Annotated in this window: 20 protein-coding genes and 4 pseudogenes; 14 read left to right on the forward strand and 10 right to left on the reverse strand. The window is 57.9% G+C overall.

The features are described from left to right. The first annotated feature begins 16 nt into the window (after positions 1-16). Positions 17-1,111, forward strand: a complete 1,095-nt coding sequence (locus FHT73_RS27825; protein WP_210290519.1) for a PAS domain S-box protein — start codon at positions 17-19, stop codon at positions 1,109-1,111. A gap of 131 nt (positions 1,112-1,242) precedes the next feature. On the opposite strand, the gene FHT73_RS29840 is transcribed toward FHT73_RS27825, so the two are convergent. Then, positions 1,243-2,259 carry a PAS domain S-box protein gene (locus tag FHT73_RS29840; RefSeq protein ID WP_112413090.1) on the reverse strand — a complete coding sequence of 339 codons (1,017 nt, stop codon included), beginning with the start codon at positions 2,257-2,259 and terminating at the stop codon, positions 1,243-1,245. Positions 2,260-2,664: 405 nt separating this feature from the next. Between FHT73_RS29840 and FHT73_RS27835 the strand changes: the two genes are divergently transcribed. Continuing rightward, positions 2,665-3,057: a response regulator gene (locus tag FHT73_RS27835; protein ID WP_183716267.1), complete on the forward strand. Its 393-nt coding sequence runs from the start codon at positions 2,665-2,667 to the stop codon at positions 3,055-3,057. A gap of 112 nt (positions 3,058-3,169) precedes the next feature. Beyond that, a pseudogene (locus FHT73_RS27840) lies at positions 3,170-3,442 on the forward strand (VOC family protein); the annotation flags it as partial. A 317-nt stretch (positions 3,443-3,759) separates the two neighbouring features. On the opposite strand, the gene FHT73_RS27845 reads toward FHT73_RS27840, so the two are convergent. Then, positions 3,760-3,954, reverse strand: a complete 195-nt coding sequence (locus FHT73_RS27845; protein ID WP_112610512.1) for a hypothetical protein — start codon at positions 3,952-3,954, stop codon at positions 3,760-3,762. Positions 3,955-4,259: 305 nt separating this feature from the next. Here FHT73_RS27845 and FHT73_RS27850 point away from each other — a divergent pair, with 305 nt between their 5' ends. Continuing rightward, positions 4,260-4,493, forward strand: a complete 234-nt coding sequence (locus FHT73_RS27850; RefSeq protein ID WP_183716269.1) for a hypothetical protein — start codon at positions 4,260-4,262, stop codon at positions 4,491-4,493. A 137-nt stretch (positions 4,494-4,630) separates the two neighbouring features. On the opposite strand, the pseudogene FHT73_RS27855 reads toward FHT73_RS27850, so the two are convergent. Together FHT73_RS27855 and FHT73_RS27860 are read right to left on the reverse strand one after the other, a co-directional pair. Beyond that, positions 4,631-5,322: pseudogene (locus FHT73_RS27855) on the reverse strand (IS6 family transposase). Positions 5,323-6,041: 719 nt separating this feature from the next. Next, a complete protein-coding gene (locus tag FHT73_RS27860; RefSeq protein WP_112338778.1) occupies positions 6,042-6,680 on the reverse strand; it encodes a GntR family transcriptional regulator in 639 nt (212 codons plus the stop codon). 176 nt (positions 6,681-6,856) lie between these two features. Between FHT73_RS27860 and FHT73_RS27865 the strand changes: the two genes are divergently transcribed. The 7 genes from FHT73_RS27865 (at position 6,857) to FHT73_RS27895 (ending at position 14,058) form a co-directional block, all read left to right on the forward strand. Beyond that, complete coding sequence (locus FHT73_RS27865) at positions 6,857-8,281, forward strand: M20 family metallopeptidase (RefSeq protein ID WP_112610516.1); 1,425 nt, start codon at positions 6,857-6,859, stop codon at positions 8,279-8,281. Further along, positions 8,274-9,950, forward strand: a complete 1,677-nt coding sequence (locus tag FHT73_RS27870; RefSeq protein WP_112610518.1) for a M28 family peptidase — start codon at positions 8,274-8,276, stop codon at positions 9,948-9,950. Before FHT73_RS27865 ends, FHT73_RS27870 begins: the two co-directional genes overlap by 8 nt. Positions 9,951-10,008: 58 nt before the next feature. Then, complete coding sequence (locus FHT73_RS27875) at positions 10,009-10,863, forward strand: transporter substrate-binding domain-containing protein (protein WP_112415616.1); 855 nt, start codon at positions 10,009-10,011, stop codon at positions 10,861-10,863. Positions 10,864-10,944: 81 nt separating this feature from the next. Next, positions 10,945-11,664 carry an ABC transporter permease subunit gene (locus tag FHT73_RS27880; protein ID WP_112610520.1) on the forward strand — a complete coding sequence of 240 codons (720 nt, stop codon included), beginning with the start codon at positions 10,945-10,947 and terminating at the stop codon, positions 11,662-11,664. Further along, complete coding sequence (locus FHT73_RS27885) at positions 11,664-12,404, forward strand: ABC transporter permease (RefSeq protein WP_183716271.1); 741 nt, start codon at positions 11,664-11,666, stop codon at positions 12,402-12,404. The genes FHT73_RS27880 and FHT73_RS27885 overlap by 1 nt, the downstream gene beginning before the upstream one ends. Further along, positions 12,401-13,168, forward strand: a complete 768-nt coding sequence (locus FHT73_RS27890; protein WP_183716273.1) for an ATP-binding cassette domain-containing protein — start codon at positions 12,401-12,403, stop codon at positions 13,166-13,168. Before FHT73_RS27885 ends, FHT73_RS27890 begins: the two co-directional genes overlap by 4 nt. Before the next feature lie 32 nt (positions 13,169-13,200). After that, entirely contained in the window at positions 13,201-14,058 is an 858-nt protein-coding gene (locus FHT73_RS27895; protein WP_112610526.1) for a transporter substrate-binding domain-containing protein, read from the forward strand. Positions 14,059-14,818: 760 nt separating this feature from the next. Here FHT73_RS27895 and FHT73_RS27900 read toward each other — a convergent pair. Beyond that, positions 14,819-15,436, reverse strand: a complete 618-nt coding sequence (locus FHT73_RS27900) for a TetR/AcrR family transcriptional regulator (protein ID WP_183716275.1) — start codon at positions 15,434-15,436, stop codon at positions 14,819-14,821. A gap of 405 nt (positions 15,437-15,841) precedes the next feature. On the opposite strand from FHT73_RS27900, the gene FHT73_RS27905 reads away from it, so the two are divergent. Continuing rightward, positions 15,842-16,585, forward strand: coding sequence for a DUF72 domain-containing protein (locus tag FHT73_RS27905; RefSeq protein WP_183716276.1), 744 nt, complete (start codon positions 15,842-15,844; stop codon positions 16,583-16,585). A 137-nt stretch (positions 16,586-16,722) separates the two neighbouring features. Here the strand turns inward: FHT73_RS27905 and FHT73_RS27910 are convergent, their stop codons facing one another. The 4 genes and pseudogenes from FHT73_RS27910 to FHT73_RS27915 form a co-directional block, all read right to left on the reverse strand. Beyond that, positions 16,723-17,121, reverse strand: coding sequence for a hypothetical protein (locus FHT73_RS27910; protein ID WP_246712258.1), 399 nt, complete (start codon positions 17,119-17,121; stop codon positions 16,723-16,725). A gap of 121 nt (positions 17,122-17,242) precedes the next feature. Next, positions 17,243-17,513, reverse strand: a pseudogene (locus tag FHT73_RS29845) (hypothetical protein). 248 nt (positions 17,514-17,761) lie between these two features. Further along, a pseudogene (locus FHT73_RS29655) lies at positions 17,762-17,983 on the reverse strand (DUF4239 domain-containing protein); the annotation flags it as partial. 237 nt (positions 17,984-18,220) lie between these two features. Continuing rightward, positions 18,221-18,871: a TetR/AcrR family transcriptional regulator gene (locus FHT73_RS27915; RefSeq protein ID WP_183716280.1), complete on the reverse strand. Its 651-nt coding sequence runs from the start codon at positions 18,869-18,871 to the stop codon at positions 18,221-18,223. A 316-nt stretch (positions 18,872-19,187) separates the two neighbouring features. On the opposite strand from FHT73_RS27915, the gene FHT73_RS27920 reads away from it, so the two are divergent. Next, positions 19,188-20,393, forward strand: a complete 1,206-nt coding sequence (locus tag FHT73_RS27920; protein WP_183716277.1) for an HlyD family secretion protein — start codon at positions 19,188-19,190, stop codon at positions 20,391-20,393. Positions 20,394-20,416: 23 nt separating this feature from the next. Continuing rightward, on the forward strand, positions 20,417-22,000 hold the full coding sequence (locus tag FHT73_RS27925) for a DHA2 family efflux MFS transporter permease subunit (protein WP_183716278.1): 1,584 nt from the start codon (positions 20,417-20,419) through the stop codon (positions 21,998-22,000). A 244-nt stretch (positions 22,001-22,244) separates the two neighbouring features. Here the strand turns inward: FHT73_RS27925 and FHT73_RS29660 are convergent, their stop codons facing one another. Then, positions 22,245-22,469, reverse strand: a complete 225-nt coding sequence (locus FHT73_RS29660; protein WP_246712259.1) for an alpha/beta hydrolase — start codon at positions 22,467-22,469, stop codon at positions 22,245-22,247. Positions 22,470-23,626: the final 1,157 nt, after the last annotated feature.

Consider the following 23,626-nt stretch of genomic DNA (forward strand, 5'->3'; position numbering starts at 1 on the left):
ATGGAGGAGCGTGAATATGACGCAAGATGCAAATGAGCCTACAGGTTCGCCCTTCACCGCGTACGAACGGAGGAAGGCGTCCTCGGATTCGGTGATGAACAACCCGCTGGGGGGACACTTCGGTATCTTGGGTCTTTCTGCCGAAGCGTGGCTCGCCGCCATCGTTGAAAATTCCGACGATGCGATCGTCAGTAAGACCGTCAATGGAATTATCACCAGCTGGAACAGAAGCGCCGAGCGACTTTTCGGATTTTCCGCCGCCGAGGCGGTAGGGCGTCACATCAGTATCATCATCCCTGACGATCGCCTGCATGAAGAAGATACAATTATCAATCACATTCGCAATGGCAGGAGGATCGAACATTTCGAGACGATAAGGCAGCATAAGGATGGAACGCTCCTCGATATTTCGCTGACGATCTCACCAGTCCGGGATAAGAATGGCGAAATTGTCGGCGCGTCGAAGATCGCTCGCGACATCTCCGAGCGAAAGCGGATGGTGGAGCGACAGCGGCTGATGCTGCGGGAAATGCACCATCGCATCAAAAATCTGTTCGCCATCGTCAGCGCATTGATTTCCGTCAGCGAAAGGTCCGCGGAAGCGCCCGGTTCATCTTTCGCCAACGACCTACGCGCGCGGGTGGCAGCATTGGCCGCCGCTCAAAATTTTGTCCTAAAGGAATCAGAAGGCGGCTCCGATGGGCATGCTTCAACAAGCCTTTTTGGTCTCATTGACGCAATCTTGTCGGCTCACCAGGACAAGAATGGCGCCCGCATCGTCGTTAGCGGAGAGGACGTTAGCGTGAACAATGCCGTGCTGACGTCGCTAGCTCTGCTTTTGCACGAATTCGCAACGAACGCGATAAAATATGGCTCTCTTTCGGTAAACGGCGGTCGGGTCGAAATCGAGGTGTCTCGTAATAATGGACTCGCGCTGACGTGGACGGAAGTCGATGGACCTCCCGCACGGGTCCCCGAAGGAGCCGCGGGCTTCGGATCAGAGCTTGAACGCATGACAATCGCATCGTTAAGGGGATCTCTCCGTCGCGAATGGCGTCCTGATGGGGTGCGTATCCTCGTTGAAATCCCTGATCAGCTTCCGCGGCGTTAGGTGCAGAAGCTGATTGAGCCGGAAAATTTGAAGCGCGATGCCTCCAATGGTCGCCAGATGGTACAGTTAAATGGTTTAACTCCACGATCGCATGCCTTGTTCGCTGGCATATTTCGGGTCTGCTGGAGGGATTATCCACCAAGCGACTGTAGCGGGATCCTCAGACTGATGCGCAAGCCGTCCGATCTCCAATTTCGGGTGATCGAGCCCTTGAGAGCGTCCAATGCGAGTTGCTCCAATCGAGAGCCGAAACCAACCGCTCCGCTTGGCGCGTCAATTGAGGGCCCGCCGACCTCGGCCCAATGCAACTCAACTCCATCCTGGTCTCGAACTTCGACGTCGATATGGCCACCGGATGCCGACAGCGCACCATATTTGATCGAATTGGTGACCAGCTCATGAAGGAGCAACGCGATCGATGTAAGCGCAACAGCACCGACTGCAATGTCATTGCCTTGGACGGCGATGCGCTCACCCTTCTGATCCTGGTGCGCTGCAAAAATTGCTTGAATGAGGGCAAAAAGGCTCGCGGAATCGCCGGATTGGGAGTTTCCGCCGGTGTGACCCAAAACGAGATTGTGTGCGGCAGAAAGGGCGCGGATGCGCGCGCGCAAGTCGTCGGCAAGGCCGCGGGCGCTCGTTGTTGTTCGTTCGCTCACCGAGACAAGCGAATTCATGACGGCAAACAGGTTCTTCACCCGGTGGCTCATCTCTTGCAGTAGAAGATCTTGCCTCTCGATCAACCGCTTCCGCTCGGAAATGTCGCGTACGATCTTGGAAGCGCCGACGATCTCGCCATCCTTGTCCGTCACAGGGGAAACCGTCAGCGAAATATCGACCAGCGTCCCATCTTTGCGACACCTCACCGTCTCATAATGCTCAATCCGCCGGCCTGCCCGAATGGAGGCGATTATGGTTGCCTCCTCATCCAAAAGATTGGGCGGCACGATAATGGTGATGGGCTGTCCGATTGCTTCGGCAGCTGAGAAACCGAAGAGACGCTCTGCGCTTTTGTTCCAGCTCGTGATGATGCCGTTGACGGATTTGCTGATAATGGCATCTTCTGAACTTTCGACGATTGCAGCAAGCCAGGCGTCAGCCGATAGGGGGAGGGCCGCCGAATGGGCATCATTGCGTGCGTGTGACACTTGTTTCTCCTGTCTCTTACGCTGTCACAGATTGCGAGAATCAATTCGTCGTGTCGCCTCTTGGAGGCGCAATAGACTGCCTCTCAGCTGCCCGGATCGATCCGAGTAACCGCATTTAATCTATGCCCTGTATAATGGATGCCAAGCCGAGAAGTTTCAAAGTTAATGATGTCTCTAGCGGCATCAGCAGAGTCTCCGGCTCAAGTGGCGACTATTCGCCCGGAAAGTTCAATCGCGCTGGGTGGCTTTGGGAACATTTCTATTGGCGTGATGTTGGAATGACCCAAATGCGCCGCCGCTTGCCGGACTTCCTGACGAAGGTGGATAGCTGCCGATCCGGCGCTATTTACCCTCCGGCCGGGCCAGCGATCCGACAAATCGCACAAGGATCTTGACGAGGCATTCATGCGAATCCTGGTTGTTGAAGATGAAGTTCTGATTGCCCTTGATGTGGAATCTGTACTGCGCTCAGCCGGCTATGACGTTGCAGGGCCAGTCGGCAATAGCGAGGATGCTACCGAGTTGGGAATTGGCGCCGATATCGCCCTCGTCGATGTTCATCTCAGTGATGGTCAGACGGGTCCCTCATTGGCCGGGTACCTAAGCCAAGCGCATGGTGTTACCGTCATATTCGCAACCGCCAATCCGGAAATCGTCGCTGCTGATCCTCACGCTATCGGGGCTCTGGTTAAGCCCGTCTTCGCCACCGATCTACTCAGCACGATAGAGTATGCCGTTGCGCTCCGCAGGGGCGAACCCGCTTCGGCACCCCCCTGCCTGAAACGCCTTCAGGTGTAGTCTTCGGGTCGCCGGTGCCGCCCCGTAAATTTTCGAAAAATGCGTCCCACTGCTTGATCCGACCATGATATGGGCAAGGAAAAGCGTTCCGCAATCGCTAACGCCAATTTCGGACGTGTTCATGCAGGCCAAGATGTTCTGGTCCCATCGGCTGATGATCACGAAACCGATCGACGGTAAGCCCGCGACCGCTGCCAACGGTGGGGCGATCGGTATCGCCGCCGCAAGCCGCGGCCATGTTCTGGCGTGGCATGCCGCCGGTGTCGCACATGGCGGTGCGGCAATTGAGAGCCCGCCTGCGGAGCGCCCGAATGGAGCATTCGTCGCATATCTTCGCGATGTTGACGGAAATAAGCTGACGGCGAGGTCTCAGCTGACGAAATGATAGGGCGTTGCCCGCGTCCCACGTGGGAACCTCAGACCACCGGGAGGGGTTTAAGCGGTATGAATTTCGGAGGTCTAAGATGGGGCCTGCAAGATATTGCGCCGTGCGCGACACCGCTTGGTCTTGGTCTGTCCTCGACGCGAACACAGGCCGGGTTGCGGCTTACAACAACGTTATTCTTGCCGGTCTCAGCGAACGTCTCGCCGAGGATATGGCAAAGCTCCTCAACGTGGAGTGCTCGGCTGCCGACACGAAAATCTTCTCATCATCAGGATCATGCGAGATATAGGCATGGGCATAAGGCCTGCATTGCTTAGTCATCCGAGATGATCGGCGGCGCTCATACCAAGCTCGAAGAGCTTTTTCTCATCGTGGACGCCCTGCTGATAAAGCTTGATGACAAAGGCGGCAATGTCCTCAGCCTTTTCGGCTTCCCGATTAATGCTCAGTTCGGCAAGGATGGCGTCAAATACGTGTTGACAGGTACCGAGCGCCTCGGAATCCAGAGACATATCTCTGGTGCGAGAGTATCTATTGACCACCCTTCGCCATCTCCTGAGCATGGATTGGGGAATTCACTTAGAAACTAAAACTTTCCTTGTGGCTTTTCAATAATCGAGATTAGGAGCGCTTCTGATTGTCAAGAGCGTGAAAAGCCCGGGGGTCGGCACGCTGGTCGGCTTGTCTTGGCTCATCTCGAACAGCGTATGCGGCGTTTTGATCCGTCGCTACTCATTGACGAGGACGTACTTCACCACAATAAGGTCGCGCCGAGAAATTTGGTAAGAACGAGCGAAGCCACAACAGGAGCATCAGAGTGACTGACCCGACCGTATCAGACGCAATCAACTGCATTTATGAATCGCTCCAGGCGGACAATGCCGACATCGACTTGCATATCGCGACCCTCAAGGCAGCCTTGGCGCGGGCGGGCTTAAAGGAAGCCGTATTCGACCCGGCTAAACTGGTGCAGAACAATCGTTCAGGCAGGAAACTCATGCAGGCCTATTTTCGTCAACGCGGGGTGACTGTGAAATTCGCTACCTCGTGACGCGGAACCGACCTCAGCGATCATGTTCGCATTTCTGCTTCGTGGCCTGGGCTGACTGGTATCCGGGAGCCCATATCGGCACAGCATAAGGTGTAGCGTCAAACTCCCGGTAGGTGCTGTCACGTTGTTTGAAAAGGTCAGCATTGAGCAGCGGGACCTAATTTAGGCCCGCTTCCGGTCACGGCTTTCCATTCCGCCATAGCCTTGAGGCGGTGGATATGGATGGCCAGCGCGGAGTTTTTGGAGCTTAGTGGGACGAAGAGATTTCGCAGCGTTGAGAATATGCTGATGAACCGCTGCTCCAGGCGATCGGAAGCCCTGCATCATTCGCTCTCGTTTTCGCAAAGGTAGATGCGAGTTCTCCGCTCGATTGTTCAATCCCTTGTGGGATCGGTGCTCGACGGCTGGCGTGACGTCGCGCTTGCCCGCACCATATGAGCGCAGTTTGTCGGTGATGATGCGCTTGGGTGCGAGACCTTGTTTCTTCAGCAGCCGGATCAGCAACCGCTTGGCCGCCTTGTTCCTGCGGGTTTGAACGATCTCATCGAGACCATAACCATCCTGGTCAACCGCGCGCTAAAGCCAATGTGTTCGCCCAACGATGGCTATCATGACCTCATCCAGATGCCAGATGTCACGATGCGACGGCTTTTGCCGCGCATAGGCGGGGCCGAATTTCCGGCCCCACATCGGCGGATGATTTCATAGGAAACGACGCCGCCGCGTTCCAACAGCATCTCCTCCACCAATCGCAGGCTCAGTGGGAACCGGAAATACAGCCAAACTGCCCGAGCGATGACCTGTGGCGGAAAACGGCGGTACTTATCATTGACGGTCGGCAAGCTCATCCTGCCCGACCTAACAGCCAACCATTAAACCGAAATCAACGGGACAGCACCCGTCAGTGTTCTGATCGAAGTCTCGCAATTCGACATCCGAGTTTGAGCTTTCCAGGTTCTCGCATAACAATCTGCTCCGGATTTCGCTGCGGCCTAGCGCCCCGCTGCTATGGATGACACTTAGCGCCAGAGAAAATTCTTCCGATGAGTCGCTGCTGGAAGCAGCAATTCAATCCAATTTTCTTTGAAGATTAGAACATCTTTTCCTGCCTAAAATCTACTAAAATATAGTGTAAATTATCTAATCAACTAGGCCCCGTTGTCGTCATGAATATCCTCGCGCTGAGTGGAAATGTCAAAACACCGTCGAGGACGGCGTCTTGGCGGAGCTGCGTTCATAACATCGCCGACGTCCGGTTTTCATCAAGTTGCCTACCCGCTTTCCGCCAGCTACTATCTGGACTTAGTTCCGGCATGGGGGCGGGAAGCTCCTTGAAATCCGTCGGAGCATCCCACTCTGCAATCGGCTGCAATGCTATGAGAACCGTGGACGCCCTCTGGCTGCACCTTCAAGAGCTTTATGACTTGACGCGATTGTGCCCGCATCATCAATAGAAGATCCGCGAAGGCAAAGGACACGCCTTGTCAGAATCTTTGGGGATAGGCTCGCCGGGCATGCCCCTTTTATTCGAGCTGTGGTCGATATCACCTATGTCTGCAAAATATGCCTGCGGGTCAGCTCCTTGAGTATATCGACATCGCGTTTCTCTATTGCGTCGATCATCTGCTGGTGCTCGCGGCCGGACTGCTCGATGCGGGCTCGGGTTCGCCATTGCGACACCGGTGCCGACGAGGTGCGCTGCCGGATTTCGGTGATGAGTTCGACAAGCTCCTGATTTCCCGCAAGTACCAGCAGGTACCGGTGAAAAGCCAAGTTGGCTTCGTAAAGTTCGAGCATGGTGCCATTGAGCACCAGATCGTCGAAGCGCGAAGCCAGCGTACGCAAATTGGCAATATCCGCGTCGCCGGCATTGGCGACGATACGGTCGCTGATCGCCACTTCGAGGATCACGCGAATATCGCTTACTTCCTGGGCGCGGCGCCCGTCCTGCTCGTGCACGTGATAGCCGCGATTGGGAATGTGCTCGACAAGCCGCTTCTGCACGAGGCGGTCGAGCGCCCGCCGCACCTGCGGCCTCGTACAGCTGTACCGACGCTCCAGATCGATCTGCTTTAGCCATGTTCCCGGTGGGAGCCTGCCCGCAAGGATGTCCTGGAGAATGAGCTCGGTCACGTCGGGCATATCTTCGTGTGACGGCGCTGCCGCTTCAGCTTCCAGTGAGTTCATGCAGCTCTCCCAGACCTTCCCAAGTTGGCGATGACTATCATAGGTCCGCATTTTTCAACAACGGCCCGTGATCGCTGCCGAAAAAATATCCATGCTCATCTCTTGCGCATCCGTTCTTATTGGCACATAAATTGGTGCCAATTTAGTATCCATTATATGAGGCGAATGGCAAGTCCATGCAAAATTCCGATGCGGTCTGGGACATCGTCGAAAAGAAAAGTGCCGAATTCTTCGCACTCAGCGATCGGATCTGGGACATTCCGGAAACGAACTACCTGGAATACCGATCCGCGGAAGAACATGCCGAGATGCTTGAGCGTCAGGGGTTTCGCGTCGAGCGCGGCATCGCCGGCATGCCGACGGCTGTTATGGGCGAGGCGGGCGAGGATGGTCCGGTCATCGCGATCCTCGGCGAGTTCGATGCGCTGCCGGGATTGAGCCAGGAAGCCGGTGTAGCGGAAGAGCGGCCGCTGGTCGATGGCGGCAATGGCCATGGTTGCGGTCATAACATGCTGGGCGCCGGCTCTATGCTCGCCGCGGCCGCGGTCAAGGATTTCCTCGCGCAAAACGGCCTGAAGGGTAGGGTGCGCTATTACGGTTGCCCGGCCGAGGAGGGTGGATCCTCCAAGGGCTTCATGGTTCGCGCTGGCGTTTTCGATGATGTCGATATCGCGATCTCCTGGCATCCAGCAGCCTTCGCCGGCGTCAACAATCCCATTTCGCTCGCCTGCAACGAGATCAATTTCCATTTTTCCGGCCGTGCCTCGCACGCTTCGGCCACGCCTCATCTTGGCCGCAGCGCGCTGGATGCGGTCGAGCTGATGAATGTCGGCGTCAACTACATGCGCGAACACATGCCGTCGACGGCGCGCATTCACTATGCCGTCACCGATGCTGGCGGCGCTGCTCCCAATGTGGTGCAGGCGCGCGCCACCGTGCGTTATCTCGTGCGGGCGCGGACCCTGCCGGAACTCCTTTCGCTGGTCGCCCGTGTCAAGAAGGTTGCCGAGGGTGCCGCCTTGATGACGGAGACGACGGTTCGCAGCGAGATCATCAGCGGCGACGCCAATCTCGTCGGCAATACACCGCTCGAGGAATGCATGTTCGCGCAGCTGGATCGGCTCGGGCCGCCCGTGTTTGACGACACGGATCGCGAGACCGCGCTGAAGTTTCAGCAGACCTTCAGTGCAGAGGATATTGCCGCTTCCTACGGCCGATTTGCGTTGAAGCCGAAGAAGGGCCAGGCGCTCTGCGAGGAAATCTTTCCGTTGAATGCCGGCGACGGCACGCTGGTCGGTTCGACCGATGTCGGAACGGTCAGCTGGGTCGTCCCGACCGTGCAGATGCGCGGCGCCACCTATGCGATCGGCACGCCCGGGCACTCCTGGCAGCTCGTCGCGCAGGGCAAGCTGCCTGTCGCTCACAAGGGCACCGAACATGCCGCCAAGGTGATGGCGAGCACGGCCGTCGAACTCATCCGCAATCCCGCGCTCATCGCGGCCGCCAAGGAAGATCACAAGGCGCGCCTCGAAGGTACGCCCTTCGTCAATCCGATCCCGAACGATGTCGAGCCGCCGCTGCCGGAGAAGGTCAATGGCTGAGGCCGGTCTGAAGCCCGATCGCGCGCGCTTGATGGCGCATATTGGCGAATTCGCGCGCCGGGTAAAGCTTTCGGGCACGGCCGAAGAGCTGGAAAGCTTCCGCTATCTCCAGGCTGAAATGGACGGCTTTGGCTATCGCACCCAGCTTCTGACGCACGATGCCTTCATCAGTTTGCCAGGCGCCGCCACTGTTGAGATCGATGGCGAGAACCTTCATTGCATCACGCATTCCATGTCGGTCTCGACTTCAGCCGCAGGGGTAACCGGCCATCTCATCCATGTCGGCGAGGGAACCGAAACCGATTTCGCAGGTAAGGATGTTGCCGGCAAGATCGTTCTGGTCGATGGTATCGCGACCGAAGAAGTGGCCGCTCTTGCGAGTGCGTTCGGCGCGCTCGGCGAACTTCACATCAGTCCGAACGAGCATCTCTACGAGATGTGCGTCTCGCCGGTCTGGGGCAGCCCGTCGCAACACACGCGCGACAGGCTGCCGACGACCGTCATCTGCTCGATCGCGAAGGATGACGGCCGCCGCCTGCGTGAAAGGATTGCGCGCGGAGAAGCCGTAACTGCAACGCTTTGCGCGGACGTCGATACGGGTTGGCGCAAGACGCCGCTGCTTGTTGCCGAGCTTCAACCGAAAGGCGACGATGGGCCCTTCGTCCTGTTTTCCGGCCATCACGATACCTGGCATTTCGGGGTCATGGACAATGGCGGCGCCAACGCGACGATGCTGGAAGCGGCGCGCCTGCTCGCGCTTCGTGCCTCCGAATGGCGCCGGGGCTTGCGCCTATGCTTCTGGTCCGGTCATTCCCATGGCCGCTATTCCGGCTCCGCCTGGTACGCGGACGAGTATTTCGACGAACTCGATCGTCGCTGCGCCGTCCATGTCAATGTCGATTCCACCGGCGGCGAGGGCGCGACCGTCCTCACCAATTCCGGTGTGATCGACGAACTCAGGCCTTTGGCCGCGGATGTGATCGAGCGCGTGACCGGACAGAAACACGCCGGCAGGCGTCATGGCCGTGCTGCGGATCAGTCTTTCTGGGGCATCGGCATTCCCTCGATGTTCGGCAGCCTCAGCCATCAGCCCCCGGGGCCTGTCAAGATGCTGACGGCGCTTGGATGGTGGTGGCATACGCCGCACGATACCGCGGAACATATCGATCCGGACAATCTTTGCCGGGACACGGCGATTGTTCTCGAGGTTCTCTTGCGGCTGCTGACTTTGCCCGTCCTGCCGCTGGATTACACTCAATATGCCGCCTCCCTCGGCGAACAGATTGGGCAATTGCGGGCAGCGCTTGCCGGCCGTCTCGATATCTCCGGCCTGTCCCAGGCCATCGAAGACTTGCGCGTCAACGCAAATTCGCTTCTGCGGGTGAGGGATCCCACGCCGGAAAGAGCGGCGCGGATGGATGCCTCGCTGATGCGCGCAGGGCGGCATCTCGTGCCGCTGAACTATACGAGCGGCGAACGCTTCCATCCCGATTCCGCGCTCCCGCACGTCGCCTGGCCCTCGCTGGAAGGGCTGCGCGCGCTGGCGAGATTGGATGAGGGCGCGCCGGATACCGCTTTTTACGTCGTTCATGCGCGTCAGACGAGAAATCGCGTCGCTCACGCGCTGCGGGAAGCCAATGCAGCCCTGCAAGCGGCTCTGGAGACCTGACGCCGAGAATACCGGATCTGAGAAAAGGCCGCTTAGGCAGCCGAAAAGGGGAACGAACATGAAAAATAGAAAAATCCTTGCCGCCGTATTCGGCGTGATTACCTTCCTTGCTCCGCTGACCGCCGGCGCCAAGGACTGGACCCAGGTGAAGGTCGGCATCGAAGGCGCATTCCCGCCATGGAATCTGATGGATTCGAGCGGCAAGCTTGCCGGCTTCGACGTCGATCTCATCAACGATCTCTGCAAGCGCGCCAAGGTGGATTGCGAGTTGATAGCCGGCGAATGGAACGCGATGATCCCAAGCCTGAATGCCGGCAAGTTCGATCTGGTGATGACGCTCGGCATCAACGAGAAGCGCAAGCAGGTGGTCGATTTTACCGTACCCTATGCGAGCGGTGTCGCAAGCTTCCTGCTCGTGAAAGATGGATCGGTTTCACCCTTGCCGATGACGGGTGAGCGGCTGAATCTCAACGATAAAGCGAAGGCGGATCCGGTGATGGCGGAGATCGGCAAGGCTTTGAAGGGTAAGACGGTTGGCGTCGTCCAGTCGACCAGCCAGGAGCAGTTGATCAATTCCTATTTCGGATCCGATGTGACGGTGCGCGCCTATAAGAATTCCGGAGAGCGCGATCTCGATCTGAAGGCGGGCCGTATCGATGCCGGCTTCGACAGCGGCGTCTACGAAACCTCCGTGCTCGCCAAACCCGGCAACGACGATCTGATGATGTCCGGACCCCTGGTGAAGGGTGCGATGTTGGCAACGGAGGTCGCTCTCGGCATGCGCAAGGGCGAAACCGATCTGAAGGCGAAATTCGACGATGCCATCAAGCAGGCGGCCAAGGATGGTACCATCAAGCAGCTCTCGGAAAAATGGAGCAAGATCGATTTGACGCCGACCTTCGAGGCCAATTGAGCGCATCCCGCATCCATCGTTCCTGGCCGAGGCTAAGACCATGACTTCCCTTGCCCATATCCATTCTTTCAGGTCAAGCGCATGAACCAGCCAACCCTATTCGAGCTTGCCGGCTTCGGTCCGGATGGCTGGGGTCATGCCCTCCTGGCCGGCGCCTGGATGACCATTCTTGTCGCGCTTGCCGGCTATGCAGTCGGCGCCTGTATCGGAACGCTCGGCGCGTGGGGCAAAATCGCGGGCAATCGGTTTGCCCGCGCCACGGCGGATGCCTATACGACGGTCCTTCGCGGCATTCCCGATCTATTGGTCATCTACCTCTTCTACTTCGGCGGCAGCGCGGTCGTTACGGCCATCGGCAAGATGTTCGGAGCGGAAGGCTTCCTCGGTTTTCCGGGTTTCCTGGCTGGTTCTCTTGCCGTCGGTGTCACGTCCGGTGCGCAGTTCACAGAGGTGCTGCGCGGCGGGTTCAAGGCCGTGCATCCCGGTGAGATCGAGGCTGCCATTGCCTGCGGAATGCCGCGCTGGCTGCGCTTGCGCCGGATTATCGCGCCGCTGACCTTGCGCCATGCGCTGCCGGGGCTCGGTAACGTCTGGCAGGTCGTCCTCAAGGAGTCGGCGCTGGTCTCGATCACCGGTGTTGCCGAGTTGCTGCGACAGGCGCAGGTCGGCGCTGGCTCCACGGGACTGCCGTTCGATTTCTACCTGATCGCAGGGGTGATCTATCTGATGATCTCGACCCTATCCGGCCTGGTCATCCAGCGGGCCGAGCGCCATCTGTCGCGCGGTGTGAGGAAACGCTGATGGATTGGCAATTTCTTGAAGAGACTTTCGTGAGCCTTGTCGCGGCGATCCCGTTGACGATCGAACTTGCTGTGACATCGATCTGCCTCGGCGCCATCCTCGCATTGCTTCTGGCGCTTGCACGTCTGTCGGGCTTCACCATTCTCGACTGGTTTGCCCGGCTCTACGTCTTCGTCTTTCGCGGCACGCCGCTGCTCGTCCAGATCTTCCTGATCTACTACGGTCTCGGCCAGTTCCCCGTCATCCGTCACAGTATTTTCTGGCCGTTTCTGCGCGATCCCTATTGGTGCGCCGTCCTTGCGTTGACCCTGAATACGGCGGCCTATGCCAGCGAAATCATCCGCGGTGGTCTGCTTTCGGTGCCGCATGGGCAGGTGGAGGCTGCGCGCGCCTGTGGCATGCATCGTCTCATGATGTTCCGGCGCATCATCCTTCCGCTTGCCATCCGCCAGGCGCTGCCGGGCTATGGCAACGAGATGATCTCGATGGTGAAGGCGACATCGCTCGCCTCGATCATCACGCTGATGGAAGTCACGGGCGTTGCGGCGAAGATTATTTCGGAAAGCTACCGCGCCATCGAGGTCTTCGTTGTTTCAGGTGCCATCTACCTGGCGATCAACTTCGTGCTGACACGCCTCATCCAGTTTGCCGAGTACCGGCTGAGCCCACACCTGCGCCCGCCCGTGCCGGTGATGCGCGATACCGCCGCTGCGGCAGCCCCCATAGGAGATCCGAAATGACCGCCACGCCAATCGCACTCAGCGTGCGCGACATGCACAAGAGCTTTGGACCGGTCGAGGTGCTCAGGGGCATCTCGCTCGATGCGTTGGAAGGCGACGTCGTCTCGATTCTCGGCTCGTCAGGCTCTGGAAAATCGACGTTCCTGCGATGCATCAATTTGCTGGAGACGCCCGATTCCGGCGAAGTAACCGTGGCGGGCGAAACGATCCGTATGCAGCGCACCGCCCGCGGCGCCCATCGCGCGTCTGACGGCAGGCAGGTCGATCGCATCCGGTCCCAGCTCGGCATGGTGTTCCAGAGCTTCAATCTCTGGTCCCACAAGACGGTGCTGGAGAACGTGATAGAGGCGCCCGTCTACGTCCAGGGTCGTTCGCGCGCCGAATGCATAGAGGAAGCGGAAGCGCTGCTCGGCAAGGTCGGCATCGCCGACAAGCGCAATTTCTACCCGACTCATCTTTCGGGGGGCCAACAACAGCGCGCGGCCATCGCGCGTGCGCTCGCCATGCATCCGAAGGTCATGCTGTTCGATGAACCGACGTCGGCGCTCGACCCCGAGCTTGTGGGCGAGGTCCTGAGGGTCATGCGCGCGCTCGCCGAGGAGGGGCGCACCATGCTCGTCGTTACGCATGAGATGGGCTTTGCGCGCGAGGTCTCGAGCCGCGTCATCTTCCTGCACAAGGGCGTCGTCGAGGAAGACGGCAAGCCGCAGGATGTCTTTGCCGGTTCGCGTTCCGAACGCTTCCGCCAGTTCATCAGCCAATAATTTCAAGCTCAATTACAATGGGGAACTCGATCATGAAATACCTGACCGGACTGCTGACTGCGATCATGATGGTCGCGACCCTCGCAACGACGAGCGTCGTGCGCGCGGAGGACAAAAAGTGGACGCATGTCACCATCGCGACCGAAGGCGCTTTTCGCCCATGGAATTTCACCAAGGCGGACGGCAGCCTGGACGGATATGAGATCGAACTGATCAAATATCTCTGCGATCACATGAAAGTCGAATGCACGACCGTCATCCAGCCCTTCGACGGCATGATCCCGGCGCTCAATGCAGGTAAGTTCGACGCGATCATTTCTGGCATGTCGGCAACCGCAAAGCGGGAGGAAGTCATTGCCTTCAGCGATTCCTACGGGACGACCGGCCAGACTTTCGCAACCCTGAAGGACTCCCCACTTGTCGATCTTCCGATGAAGGGCCAGGTGTTTTCCCTCGCGACCGATGAAGCCGGCGCGGTCAAGGCGCTGAAGGAACTCGAACCGATGCTCAAGGGCAAGACGATCGGCGTGCAGACGGCATCGATCGCGGCAACCTTCCTCGACAAGTATCTGAAGGGCATTGCCGATATTCGCGAATACAAGACGACCGAGCAGCACGACCTCGACCTGAAGGCCGGCCGCGTCGATCTCATCATGGCATCCATGGCCTATCTTTCGACAGCAGCTGCAAAGCCCGGCAATGAAGATATGACCGTGACCGGACCGCGCTTCCAAGGCGGCCTTCTCGGTCGCGGCAGTTCCGTCGGCCTGCGCAAGGACGACACCGAGTTGAAGGCGATGTTCAACGATGCGATCGCAGCGGCAAAAGCCGACGGCACGATCGCAAAGCTGTCTCAGAAATGGTTCGGCTTCGACGTGACCCCGAAGTAAATCCACAACGAAGCCAAACCGTCGCCTTCGTCGCCTTCGACGCCGCGGACCTTCGCGCGTCCGAGCGCATCTGCAGTCCTCTGGGCGACGGTATCGTCTGCAAATATGTAGACCAACAGATGGATGGAAGACGTTGCCGCATCGATATCCTCGACAAGAAGGTGCGATTCGTGTCTATGCCGACCCGGCAGATCTCCTGCTCCACATTGACGAAGTCGGGGCGGCGATGAGTGCAGCCGAGAACCCAACGCTTTTTCTCGCAGCGGATAGACTTATGTTGCCGATCGAGCCGGGCGATCTCAGCTTGGTGACGGATACGAGGCACTGATCCGCGAGGATTACGCCCGTTGCCATCCCGGGATACCTTGGAATGGCTTAAACACAGGGCGCCTTTCTCCAAGGAGGATCAAGGGTTATTATATGATTGGATGGCCATAGTTGCCCGAAAGCCAGGGCGGATCGGTTGGGTGTCCTAAAGATTTATGCTGGGCGACATGCGGTTTTGAGCCATTATGGTGTGGCCGAGTGGGAAATTGCCAACTTGACGTCTGCATCCGTGCAGGTGGAATCAACATGCTGGCCAGACCTGCCCACCACTTGGAACGATCGTGATGTTGCGTGGAATATCGGCGGATATTTCAACGTGTTAGCTAACCGTTCAAGAGGTCGCAAGTTCGGATCCCTTCAAGGCGCCCATACGCCGGCCGCAATAAAGTTCTCTACTTGCGGACAGCATAAGGGGCGTGTCTATCGGTTCCCTTCAGGTGCCACGCTTCCCGGGCCAGGCCATGAGTGCAACGTCGATCAGCCGTTTCAGCAGGGCATTGCAGGCGCCGTCGCAAGCCTGAGCGGACATGCCCTGGATGATCGCACCATAGAAGCGCGCGAGGGTATCGGTATCTGTATGTGTGGGTAGTTCGCCCTCCTCGACGGCCCGGTCGAAGCGGGCTTTGAGGGTCTGCATTGACGTCTCGCGCAGTGCCGCCGTCATTCGCGCCACGGATGCATTCTCCTCCGCATGCTGCAGGACAGCGGTCGAGACCATGCAACCTCGTGGCTTGTCCGGCTGCGTGTCACCATCGGCGATATCGTAAAGGTAACGGCTCAAAGCCTCATAGACTGGAAGATCAGATTGCAGGATTTCCGATCGACGGCTGGTCTCCCGGGCAATGCTGAAGTCGAGCGCCTGGCGGTACAATTCTTCCTTTGAGCCGAACATCGAATAAAGCGTCGGCGGATTGATCCCCATGGCTTTCGTCAGGTCGGCTGTCGATGTTCCTTCGTAACCGTGCTCCCAGAACAGCCGTGCCGCGATATCGAGCCCGACGTCGCGATCGAGCACGCGTGGCCTGCCACGCTTGCGGGCTTGTTGATCCATTAAAATAGCGATCACTATTAAATTGTTGACAAGTGCCGAACAGGATCGCGCTCGCTGAGCGTCTGTTGTGGTGTCGACCAACGTTGGAGGGAGGGCGGAGCCGCGTGCTGCTGCGCATGATCGGTGCCGGTATTCTCGGCGTCGTCAATGGCTGGGAGGGTGCGTTCAAGGGGCTGCTGGCGCTGCAACCTCTGCGCTGCTGACACCAGCCATCGCCGATCTCGTCAAGGGCGTGCTGCAAAATAGCACTTTGTCTGACTAAGATAAGGTTAAATACTGGGTGGCACGTCAGCTTAAAATGTTCTGGATAGCATTGTGGTTCGCGACGTTGCCTAATGACGGCCGGAACTCTGCCATTGGCTCCCTCGTTTCGTTCGAGCGCCCAAAAGCTCGGAGGAAGTCGATTTGCCGATCATTGCCACTGCGGCCTGGTCCATTCCAAAAAAGGTAGCCGGCCGGTTTGCACAGGAGGGAAGTGCGTTGACTCGATACGCTTCGGTGTTCGATGGCGTCGAGATCAATTCCACCTTTTATCGCCATCACAAAACATCAACTTTTGCGCGCTGGGCCGAAACCGTTCCCAAGAATTTCCGGTTTGCGGTAAAGATCCCCAAAGAGATTACCCATACTCGAGCGATGAAAGACATCGCCCAGCCGTTCCAGACATTTCTCGATGAGATCGCGCCCCTTGGAGAAAAACGCGGTCCGCTGCTCTGCCAGCTGCCACCGTCGCTGGCGTTCGACGCTGATGAGTTCGAGACGACGTTTAAGGCGATGCGGAACGCCGATAAGGGACTGATTGTCATCGAGGTAAGGCATAAGAGCTGGGCATCGGCCGAGGCATTGGATCTGATCAAAAGCTTTGCGATTGACCGGGTTCTCGCAGATCCAGCGCCGGTGTGGCAGGCAGAGGATTTCGACACGGTGCCGCGATACGTTCGTCTCCACGGTAAACCTAAAATCTACTACTCGAGCTATGCAGATGAGGAGATGCGATCGTTTTCGAAACTTTTGGCGCCGGACGGCTGGTGCGTGTTCGACAATACCGCTTCCGGAGCCGCAATCGAAAACGCGCTGGCGATGCGGGTTTTGCAATCTGCGCTGCGGCCCGCAGGATGTTCGGATGCGGCGACCTGCGGTGGACGCTGAAGTGTTCAGGCTTTTGCGCATCATAATTGCAAATCGGGCGGCCGGATCGATGGTTCGAATCCCATCAATAGCAAGTAGTCCCGCTTAAACCTCGGTTGTTGGCCCATAGCCACAAACGGCCTCTAAAATCTCAATTGTCATCTGGTGGGCTTGTGATGGAATCCTTGAGTATTCTGATTGGTATAAAAGTTTAGACATAACAGCCTCGGCGAGCCGGGCGTCGCGCGGCTGCATTGAGCCCCCGCGATAGAAAATCTTTTTCGCAACGATCTCGGCTGGCGTTTCGAGGTAAAGCCTCTGCCCACGTATTTCTCTTTCTCTCGTGGGCTCAAACCCAAGGTGCGTTGCGACGATAGAGCGACCTCTCCGATATCCTTGAACACGATTTTGAGAGCATGTGTGCCGTCGAAAGTGTAAGCGTCAGGGTACAGGTCGAGAGCGAAGCCCTGCGTTTGTGGATTGAGATAAGGTAGCACCTGAGGATCGTCGATGAAGATATCGACGTCGAAACTTTCCCGGTGGCCGATTTGAAGCATCAGCGCAGTGCCGCCGCCGAAACTCCAGCTGTCGAGAACGGAAACTTCGAATTAGCTTGGCTGATTATTTTCAGGGCCTGGTCAAAGAGCGCTGCCCAATGACTATTTTGCGATTGTGTCACTAGGCGGCCCGGGCAAGCGATAGTTCGTATCCGGCCATGTCGGAAAACCGCTGTGCAACGACAGAGGCATCAGTAAGATTGACGTGCATTTCATCCAGAAACGAATGCTGAAGGGCTTTCGCAAACTTCAGAAAAGAACGCAAATGCAGATGCGTCGTAATACTCGGCGCTTGCCGGGTCGACAATCTTTGACGTCAACTGCTCAGCCGAAAGGCTCGTCCCGTAAGGGGCGTTTACCGTGGCTAATACTGTCATAGTGACGAACGTCATCGATTTTTACCGCAATTAATACATTGCCTTATATAGCGTCTTGCGGCCACGGGGACAAGGAACGAGCAGTTTGACAGCCTCGGTTCTTGGGGTTCGATTCCCTTCGACTCCACGATAGCGCAAGGGTAGACGGTTCATGTCTCTTCAAGACCACTAAAAATTGTATCACTTTTGCTCTTCATGCAGGAGAAGGCGCCCCCCTGATTCCAGGATTTCGATTGACCGTCGACAGTAAGCTCAGCATAGGCACGCCCAAGACGCTCCTGTGGCGGTTCTTGGAAGACCCTAGTAACGCCAGCATAGGGGTTTGCCATGTCGGAAATGACGAAGACTGCGCCCGCGACGGGCAAGGCCGAAACAAGTATAACCGTGAGGACTGTTCTATGCGGCGGTGCCTGAAGGTCGAATTTTACGAACAGAATTGCAAGCCAAGAGATCATGACCGTGAGGAATGGACGCGGCAGCCCTTCAGAGTCGGCGGAGCTTCGCAACCCGGGCCGCGCGCGCTGTTACACAAGCTCGCCGACGAGAGCGATGATCGCGCCTGTCGAACGGACCAACAGCTTGACGCTGGTTTCACGATCGTTTGACCTATCGACCGGCAAACGTTGGGACCGCCTTGCATTCGCGCCTGTTCGAGCCTTCATTGGTGCAGAAACGCGACGAGCGGAGAGCTGACCGAGAGACGCAGCAGCGGCGCCGTTTCGTTATCGCGCCCTCGTGCCTTCCAGGAAAAGCTGTGCGCAGGCTTGCGCGCGCGCGACGATCTCGCCATCGGCTATGTCTTCTACCTGGCCAAGCATGACAGCGCGCTGCGGTTCCATCACCATCATTCCCCGGAGCATTCCGGTCGCGGCATGCGCATCCTGAACCTCGATCTCTTGTGAGGCGATACGTGTCTGCAGCCAATCTTCCATTGTCTTGCTGGTCTTTTGAATGGCCCGTACATAAAACGCCGTTGCAATCTCTGGAAAACGTTCGGATTCGCCGAGAACAAGCCGCGTCATGATGATTGTCTCATGGGAAAGCGTAAGCCTGCCGTAAGCGATTAGCAGCTTTTCGAGGCTTTCCCGGAGGGGCAACTTTGCGAGTTGCTCAAAATCCGAGGCAAGCATGTAGTCGTTGATCGTCTTTGAGATAACGTCGGAAAACAGATCCGCTTTTGTCGGGAAAAGGCGATATAGCGTCTTCGTTGAAATGCCTGCCGTTTGAGCAATGACGCTGATATTTGCCGACGCATAGCCTGCCTTCACAAACTGCTGGTTTGCTGCCTCAAGGATTAACTGTCTCGTTTCCTCGTCCGATCTTACTCGTGGCCTGCCGCGGCATCGCTTTTCCTGCCGGTTTCGCTCAGTCATTCCGTAGTCCTCGTGTTTCTCCACCACGATATGATTGTTAAAGAAAATAGCAAGTTTCCTATTTTGACGACAGCAGCGAATCTGCGGCGCGCTGTTTTCTCACACGAGACCGGACGTAGCGCTAGGCGTTCACGCCTCCAGGAATAAAGATTAGGCATCGGCAAGTTGGATAATTAGGAAACAATTCGTTTTCTAAAATATTGACACCGCAGGCGAGTGACGTATTTTGGAAAACAGATAGTTTCCTAATGAGAGCTTGCCCCCAATTTCAAGGCCGCGGCCGAGATGACAGCGACCTTTCACAAGGAGAAGGATGATGTCTGTTCAAGCGCTGCATGCCGTAAACGAAAACGCTGCGGGAGCTAGATCTACCCTCGAACCGGCCGCGGAACGAGTGCCCACAACTCTTGACGCCGGCAAGACGCCCCGCAGTGGCGCGGCGGCCGCGGTCGCGACGGCGCATGGACCGAGCCGCCAGCTTCGCGGACGCTCATTGCTACTTGGTGCGGCAGCTATCGCTGTGGCTGCCGCCGTTGCGTATTATGGGCACAATTATTGGACGGAGGGCCGCTTCGAGGTTTCGACCGATGACGCCTATGTCAAGGCGGACAGCACGACCGTCGCACCGAAGGTTTCCGGCTATCTGTCCGAGGTTCTTGTCAGCGACAATGAAGTGCTCAAGGCTGGCCAACCACTCGCCCATATCGATGATCGGGATTTCCGTACGGCGCTCGATCAGGCGACGGCAGATGTCGCCGCCGCGGAGGCGACGGTCAATGCCAAGCAGGCGTCGCTTGACATTCAGCAGTCCACAATCGCTGCCGCCCGAGCAACGCTCGATGTCGATAAAGCCAACGAAACCTTCGCCGAGCAGAACAACAAGCGCTACACCAATCTGGCCACCAATGGCTACGCGCCAGTCCAAACAGCTCAACAGACCGCTTCGGCGATCGCTGCAGCCCAGGCGACAATTGTTCGAGACACCGCCGCGCTCGATGCGGCGATAAAGCAGGTCGACCTCTTGAACGCCGAACTCACTCAGGCCAAGGCGACGTTGGCGCATGATCAGGCGGTCGCACATCAGGCGGAGCTCAACCTCTCTTATGCGACTATTGTCGCGCCCGTATACGGAACCGTCGGCAACAGGACGTTGCGCGTTGGACAATATGTCCAGGCCGGCACCCAGCTGATGTCGGTCGTTCCGACGACGGCGGCCTACATTATCGCCAACTATAAGGAAACGCAGCTCACCGATGTCCATGCCGGTCAACCGGTCAACATCGATGTCGATATGTTTCCCGGCCGCATATATCGCGGCCACGTCGACAGTATAGCTCCGGCAAGCGGTCAGGAATTCGCGCTCCTGCCGCCCGACAACGCCACTGGCAATTTCACGAAGGTCGTTCAACGTATCCCCGTCAAGATCGTCCTCGACGGAAGGGCCGCCGACACAGCTGACCTGCGTCCGGGAATGTCCGTCCAGCCCAGCATCGACACCAAGGCCGATGCAATCAGTCACTAGGTGCGAATGCAGGAGATCGTGTCATGTCCGCCATCACGACAACAGCCGGCCACGCCCAGCAACCGCGCGCCAGCACCAAGGAATGGATTGCCGTTCTCGCCGGAATGATCGGCGCCTTCATGGCGATCCTGAATATTCAGATCACCAATGCCTCTCTTCTCGACATTGAGGGTGGCATAGGCACAGGCGTCGACAACGGCGCCTGGATTTCGACATCCTATCTCATTGGCGAGATCGTCGTCATTCCTTTGACGGCCTACTTCAGCAACGTCTTTTCCTTCCGCCGCTATATTCTCGTCAACTCCGTTCTCTTTCCCCTCTTTTCCATGGCCTGCGCCTTCGCGCATGATCTCGGAACGATGATCCTGCTTCGCGGCCTGCAGGGTTTTGCAGGTGGCGTCCTGATCCCGATGGCCTTCACCATGGTTCTGACCAAGCTGCCAAAAAACCAGCAGCCGCTGGGTCTTGCCATCTTTGCTCTTTCGGTCACCTTTGCCCCGGCGATCGGGCCGACGATTGGTGGCTATCTGACCGAAAATTACGGCTGGCAGACCATCTTCTTCATCAACACCATCCCAAGCATGATCATGGCGATTGCTCTCGCCCTGACGCTCGAAAAGCAACCAATGCAACTCAGCCTCCTGAAGGAAGGAGACTGGGCCGGCATCGTGACGATGGCGGTTGGCCTTTCGGCTCTGCAGACCGTGCTGGAGGAAGGCAACAAGGATGACTGGTTCTCCTCCCCCTTCATCGTCAAGCTCAGCATTGTCGCCTTTGTTTTCCTGGCCGCATTCATCGTTATCGAGCTCAGGGTGAAGAAGCCGCTCGTGAAGCTGCGGTTGCTGACGCAGCGCAATTTTGGCATCGGTGTTCTCGTCAACGTCCTGGTCGGCGTCGCACTGTTCGGCACTGTCTACATCCTCCCGCAATATCTCGGGCAAGTGCAGCGCTACAACGCCGAGCAGATCGGCAATGTGCTTGCCTGGACCGGTTTACCGCAACTCTTGCTTATCCCGCTGGTGCCAGTCCTGATGAAGCGCTTCGATGCCCGCTATATCGGCTTTCTCGGTATCTCGATCTTCGCCATCAGTTGCTTCATGAATGTCATGCTTTCGGCCGACAATGCCGGCGACCAATTCTGGGTACCCAATATCGTGCGCGCCATCGGCCAGGCTCTCGTCCTGACACCGATCACCGCCATTACGACGGCCGGTATCGCGGCTGCCGACGCTGCCGCCGCCTCCGGCCTCACCAACATGCTGCGAAACCTGGGGGGCGCCGTCGGGACAGCCTCTCTCGGCACGATCCTGACCAAGCGCGAGCAGTTTCACTCCAACATCATAGGGCAGTCGGTCACTCTTGCTCGCGATGAAGTTCGTGATCGCATTACGACCTTGACCGGCTACTTTATTCAGCACGGTGTTGCCGATCCCACTGTTGCGACCCATAAAGCGGTCGTTGCACTTGGCCAAATTGTCCGGCGGCAGGCTCTCATTCTCGGCTTCGGCGATACCTTCGCCGTCATCGGCATCGTTCTCTCCCTTGCTGCGCTCGCGCTGCTCTTTACGCGCAAGCCGCAAGTAGGCGGAGGCGCGGGCGCCCATTGATTGGGCACGTCCATCGTGCTGCCCCGCGTATCGGCTCTGTCGTAAACTCCAAGTTGAGACGCGGAGTGTACGACTCCACGCAAAGGCCGGGGCGTGGCTATGACCAGCCCCCGGCCTTTCGCACGCCATCAGCCGCGAAGGAACGCCAGCAGGGCGACGTTCAAGCGGTCCTTGTCGACATGCAGCAATCCATGCGAGCCGCCTTCGTAGACAATGAGCTTTGCACGCGGAACGAGCTCAGCGGTCAGTTTCGCGGAGATATCCAGCGGGATGTCTGATCATCGCTGCCGTGGACTATCAGTGCGGGGACGGTGATCTTCCTGGGGTCGTCGCGGAAATCAGTCTCCGAGAAGGCGCCAAGCGCGTGGTAGGCGGCAAGAAAGCCGGTTGCCTGCCCCTGCCGCCAGTAGCTTTCCCGCAGGCCTTCCGAGACATGCGCCCCGGGCCGGTTGAAGCTGTAGTACGGCATGGTGACGTCGAGATCCCACTGCGACCTGTTTGCCTGGACGGCAGCGCGGAAGCCGTCGAACAGCTCCTTCGGCGCACCGGTCAGGTTGGTTGCGACAACCCATGCAACCGGCTACTCCGAAGACGAGTTTGGCACTCCGTCGCGGCGTCGATGTGTATTTGGCGACCGTCCCCCTCGATGCTGCTCCGATGTAACCGAGATCGCGTCAGGTGATCAGTCGTCGGTCGTGAACTGCGACCGATCATCCGGATCATTAACCGCGGCGGCGAGAAATCGCCCCTTACGTTCATGAAGAGGCTCTGCGCTTCAGCGCGGCGAATATTGTGGGTGAGGTCCCGGCGAAACGCGTGAAGGCCGTGCTGAAAGCGCTTGGCGACTGGAAGCCGATGGCGAGCCCGATCTCGCCGATCCTTTTGTGGCCGTGACGTAACGCATCCTTTGCAACGGCCATGCGCCAGTGCTGAAGATACCCCATCGGAGCCATGCCGACGACGCTCCGGAACCGGCCCGTAAGACTGGATCCGGAAACGCCACAAAGCCGCGCCAAGTCAGCCAGCGTCCAGTTCTTTGCACTGTCCTGGTGCATCGCTACCAGAGCGCGGGCGATAACGGGATCGTTCAACCCGGCTAGCAGGCCTTTGTGTTTCCGGGCCGTTTCGGGGACGACAGCGCGTAGAATTTCGACGAAAGTCAGCTCCCTCAATCGCGTGATGACGAAGTCGCAGGCGGCCCCTGGTTGTGACGACTCCGAAAGGTTCAAACTCAGCAGACTACGAAGACGCCAGGAGGAGCTGGTGTCATTATTCGCGATATGGACGAAGGGGGGGCATCAGCCCTGCAAGGAGGTCCTCATTCGCGATATCGAAGACGAACCGTCCACCCCGCAATATCACAGGCGCTTCTGAACCCGCGCCGACGCTCAGAAGCGTTTTGCCGGTCGCGCAGACCATCGCCTCGCTGTCCTGAGGGACGACTTGAGAGTCCGACGCGAGGACAAAATCGTGGTCGGCCCCGATGAGCGCGAAGTCGCCTTGGCCTAGGAAGAGCGGTGCACCGTCCGGTGGCTTTGGTGCGCGGTTCGTTGAAAGAACGGAATTCCGTCTTTGATGCTGTTGCTACGGCGTTGCAGTCTTGCAGCGGACGGATTTCGGGCGTGC

Source organism: Rhizobium sp. BK098 (assembly GCF_014193155.1).
In the GTDB taxonomy this organism is placed as follows: domain Bacteria; phylum Pseudomonadota; class Alphaproteobacteria; order Rhizobiales; family Rhizobiaceae; genus Rhizobium.

Coding starts and splice junctions, on each gene's coding strand:
- FHT73_RS27875 (WP_112415616.1), top strand. CDS start 10,009: ATGAAAAATAGAAAAATCCTTGCCGCCGTATTCGGCGTGATTACCTTC.
- FHT73_RS27860 (WP_112338778.1), bottom strand. CDS start 6,680: ATGAACTCACTGGAAGCTGAAGCGGCAGCGCCGTCACACGAAGATATG.
- FHT73_RS27925 (WP_183716278.1), top strand. CDS start 20,417: ATGTCCGCCATCACGACAACAGCCGGCCACGCCCAGCAACCGCGCGCC.
- FHT73_RS27825 (WP_210290519.1), top strand. CDS start 17: ATGACGCAAGATGCAAATGAGCCTACAGGTTCGCCCTTCACCGCGTAC.
- FHT73_RS27845 (WP_112610512.1), bottom strand. CDS start 3,954: ATGTCTCTGGATTCCGAGGCGCTCGGTACCTGTCAACACGTATTTGAC.
- FHT73_RS27920 (WP_183716277.1), top strand. CDS start 19,188: ATGTCTGTTCAAGCGCTGCATGCCGTAAACGAAAACGCTGCGGGAGCT.
- FHT73_RS27880 (WP_112610520.1), top strand. CDS start 10,945: ATGAACCAGCCAACCCTATTCGAGCTTGCCGGCTTCGGTCCGGATGGC.
- FHT73_RS27870 (WP_112610518.1), top strand. CDS start 8,274: ATGGCTGAGGCCGGTCTGAAGCCCGATCGCGCGCGCTTGATGGCGCAT.
- FHT73_RS27895 (WP_112610526.1), top strand. CDS start 13,201: ATGAAATACCTGACCGGACTGCTGACTGCGATCATGATGGTCGCGACC.
- FHT73_RS27885 (WP_183716271.1), top strand. CDS start 11,664: ATGGATTGGCAATTTCTTGAAGAGACTTTCGTGAGCCTTGTCGCGGCG.
- FHT73_RS27890 (WP_183716273.1), top strand. CDS start 12,401: ATGACCGCCACGCCAATCGCACTCAGCGTGCGCGACATGCACAAGAGC.
- FHT73_RS29660 (WP_246712259.1), bottom strand. CDS start 22,469: ATGCCGTACTACAGCTTCAACCGGCCCGGGGCGCATGTCTCGGAAGGC.
- FHT73_RS27915 (WP_183716280.1), bottom strand. CDS start 18,871: ATGACTGAGCGAAACCGGCAGGAAAAGCGATGCCGCGGCAGGCCACGA.
- FHT73_RS27900 (WP_183716275.1), bottom strand. CDS start 15,436: ATGGATCAACAAGCCCGCAAGCGTGGCAGGCCACGCGTGCTCGATCGC.
- FHT73_RS27910 (WP_246712258.1), bottom strand. CDS start 17,121: ATGCTTCAAATCGGCCACCGGGAAAGTTTCGACGTCGATATCTTCATC.
- FHT73_RS27865 (WP_112610516.1), top strand. CDS start 6,857: ATGCAAAATTCCGATGCGGTCTGGGACATCGTCGAAAAGAAAAGTGCC.
- FHT73_RS27835 (WP_183716267.1), top strand. CDS start 2,665: ATGCGAATCCTGGTTGTTGAAGATGAAGTTCTGATTGCCCTTGATGTG.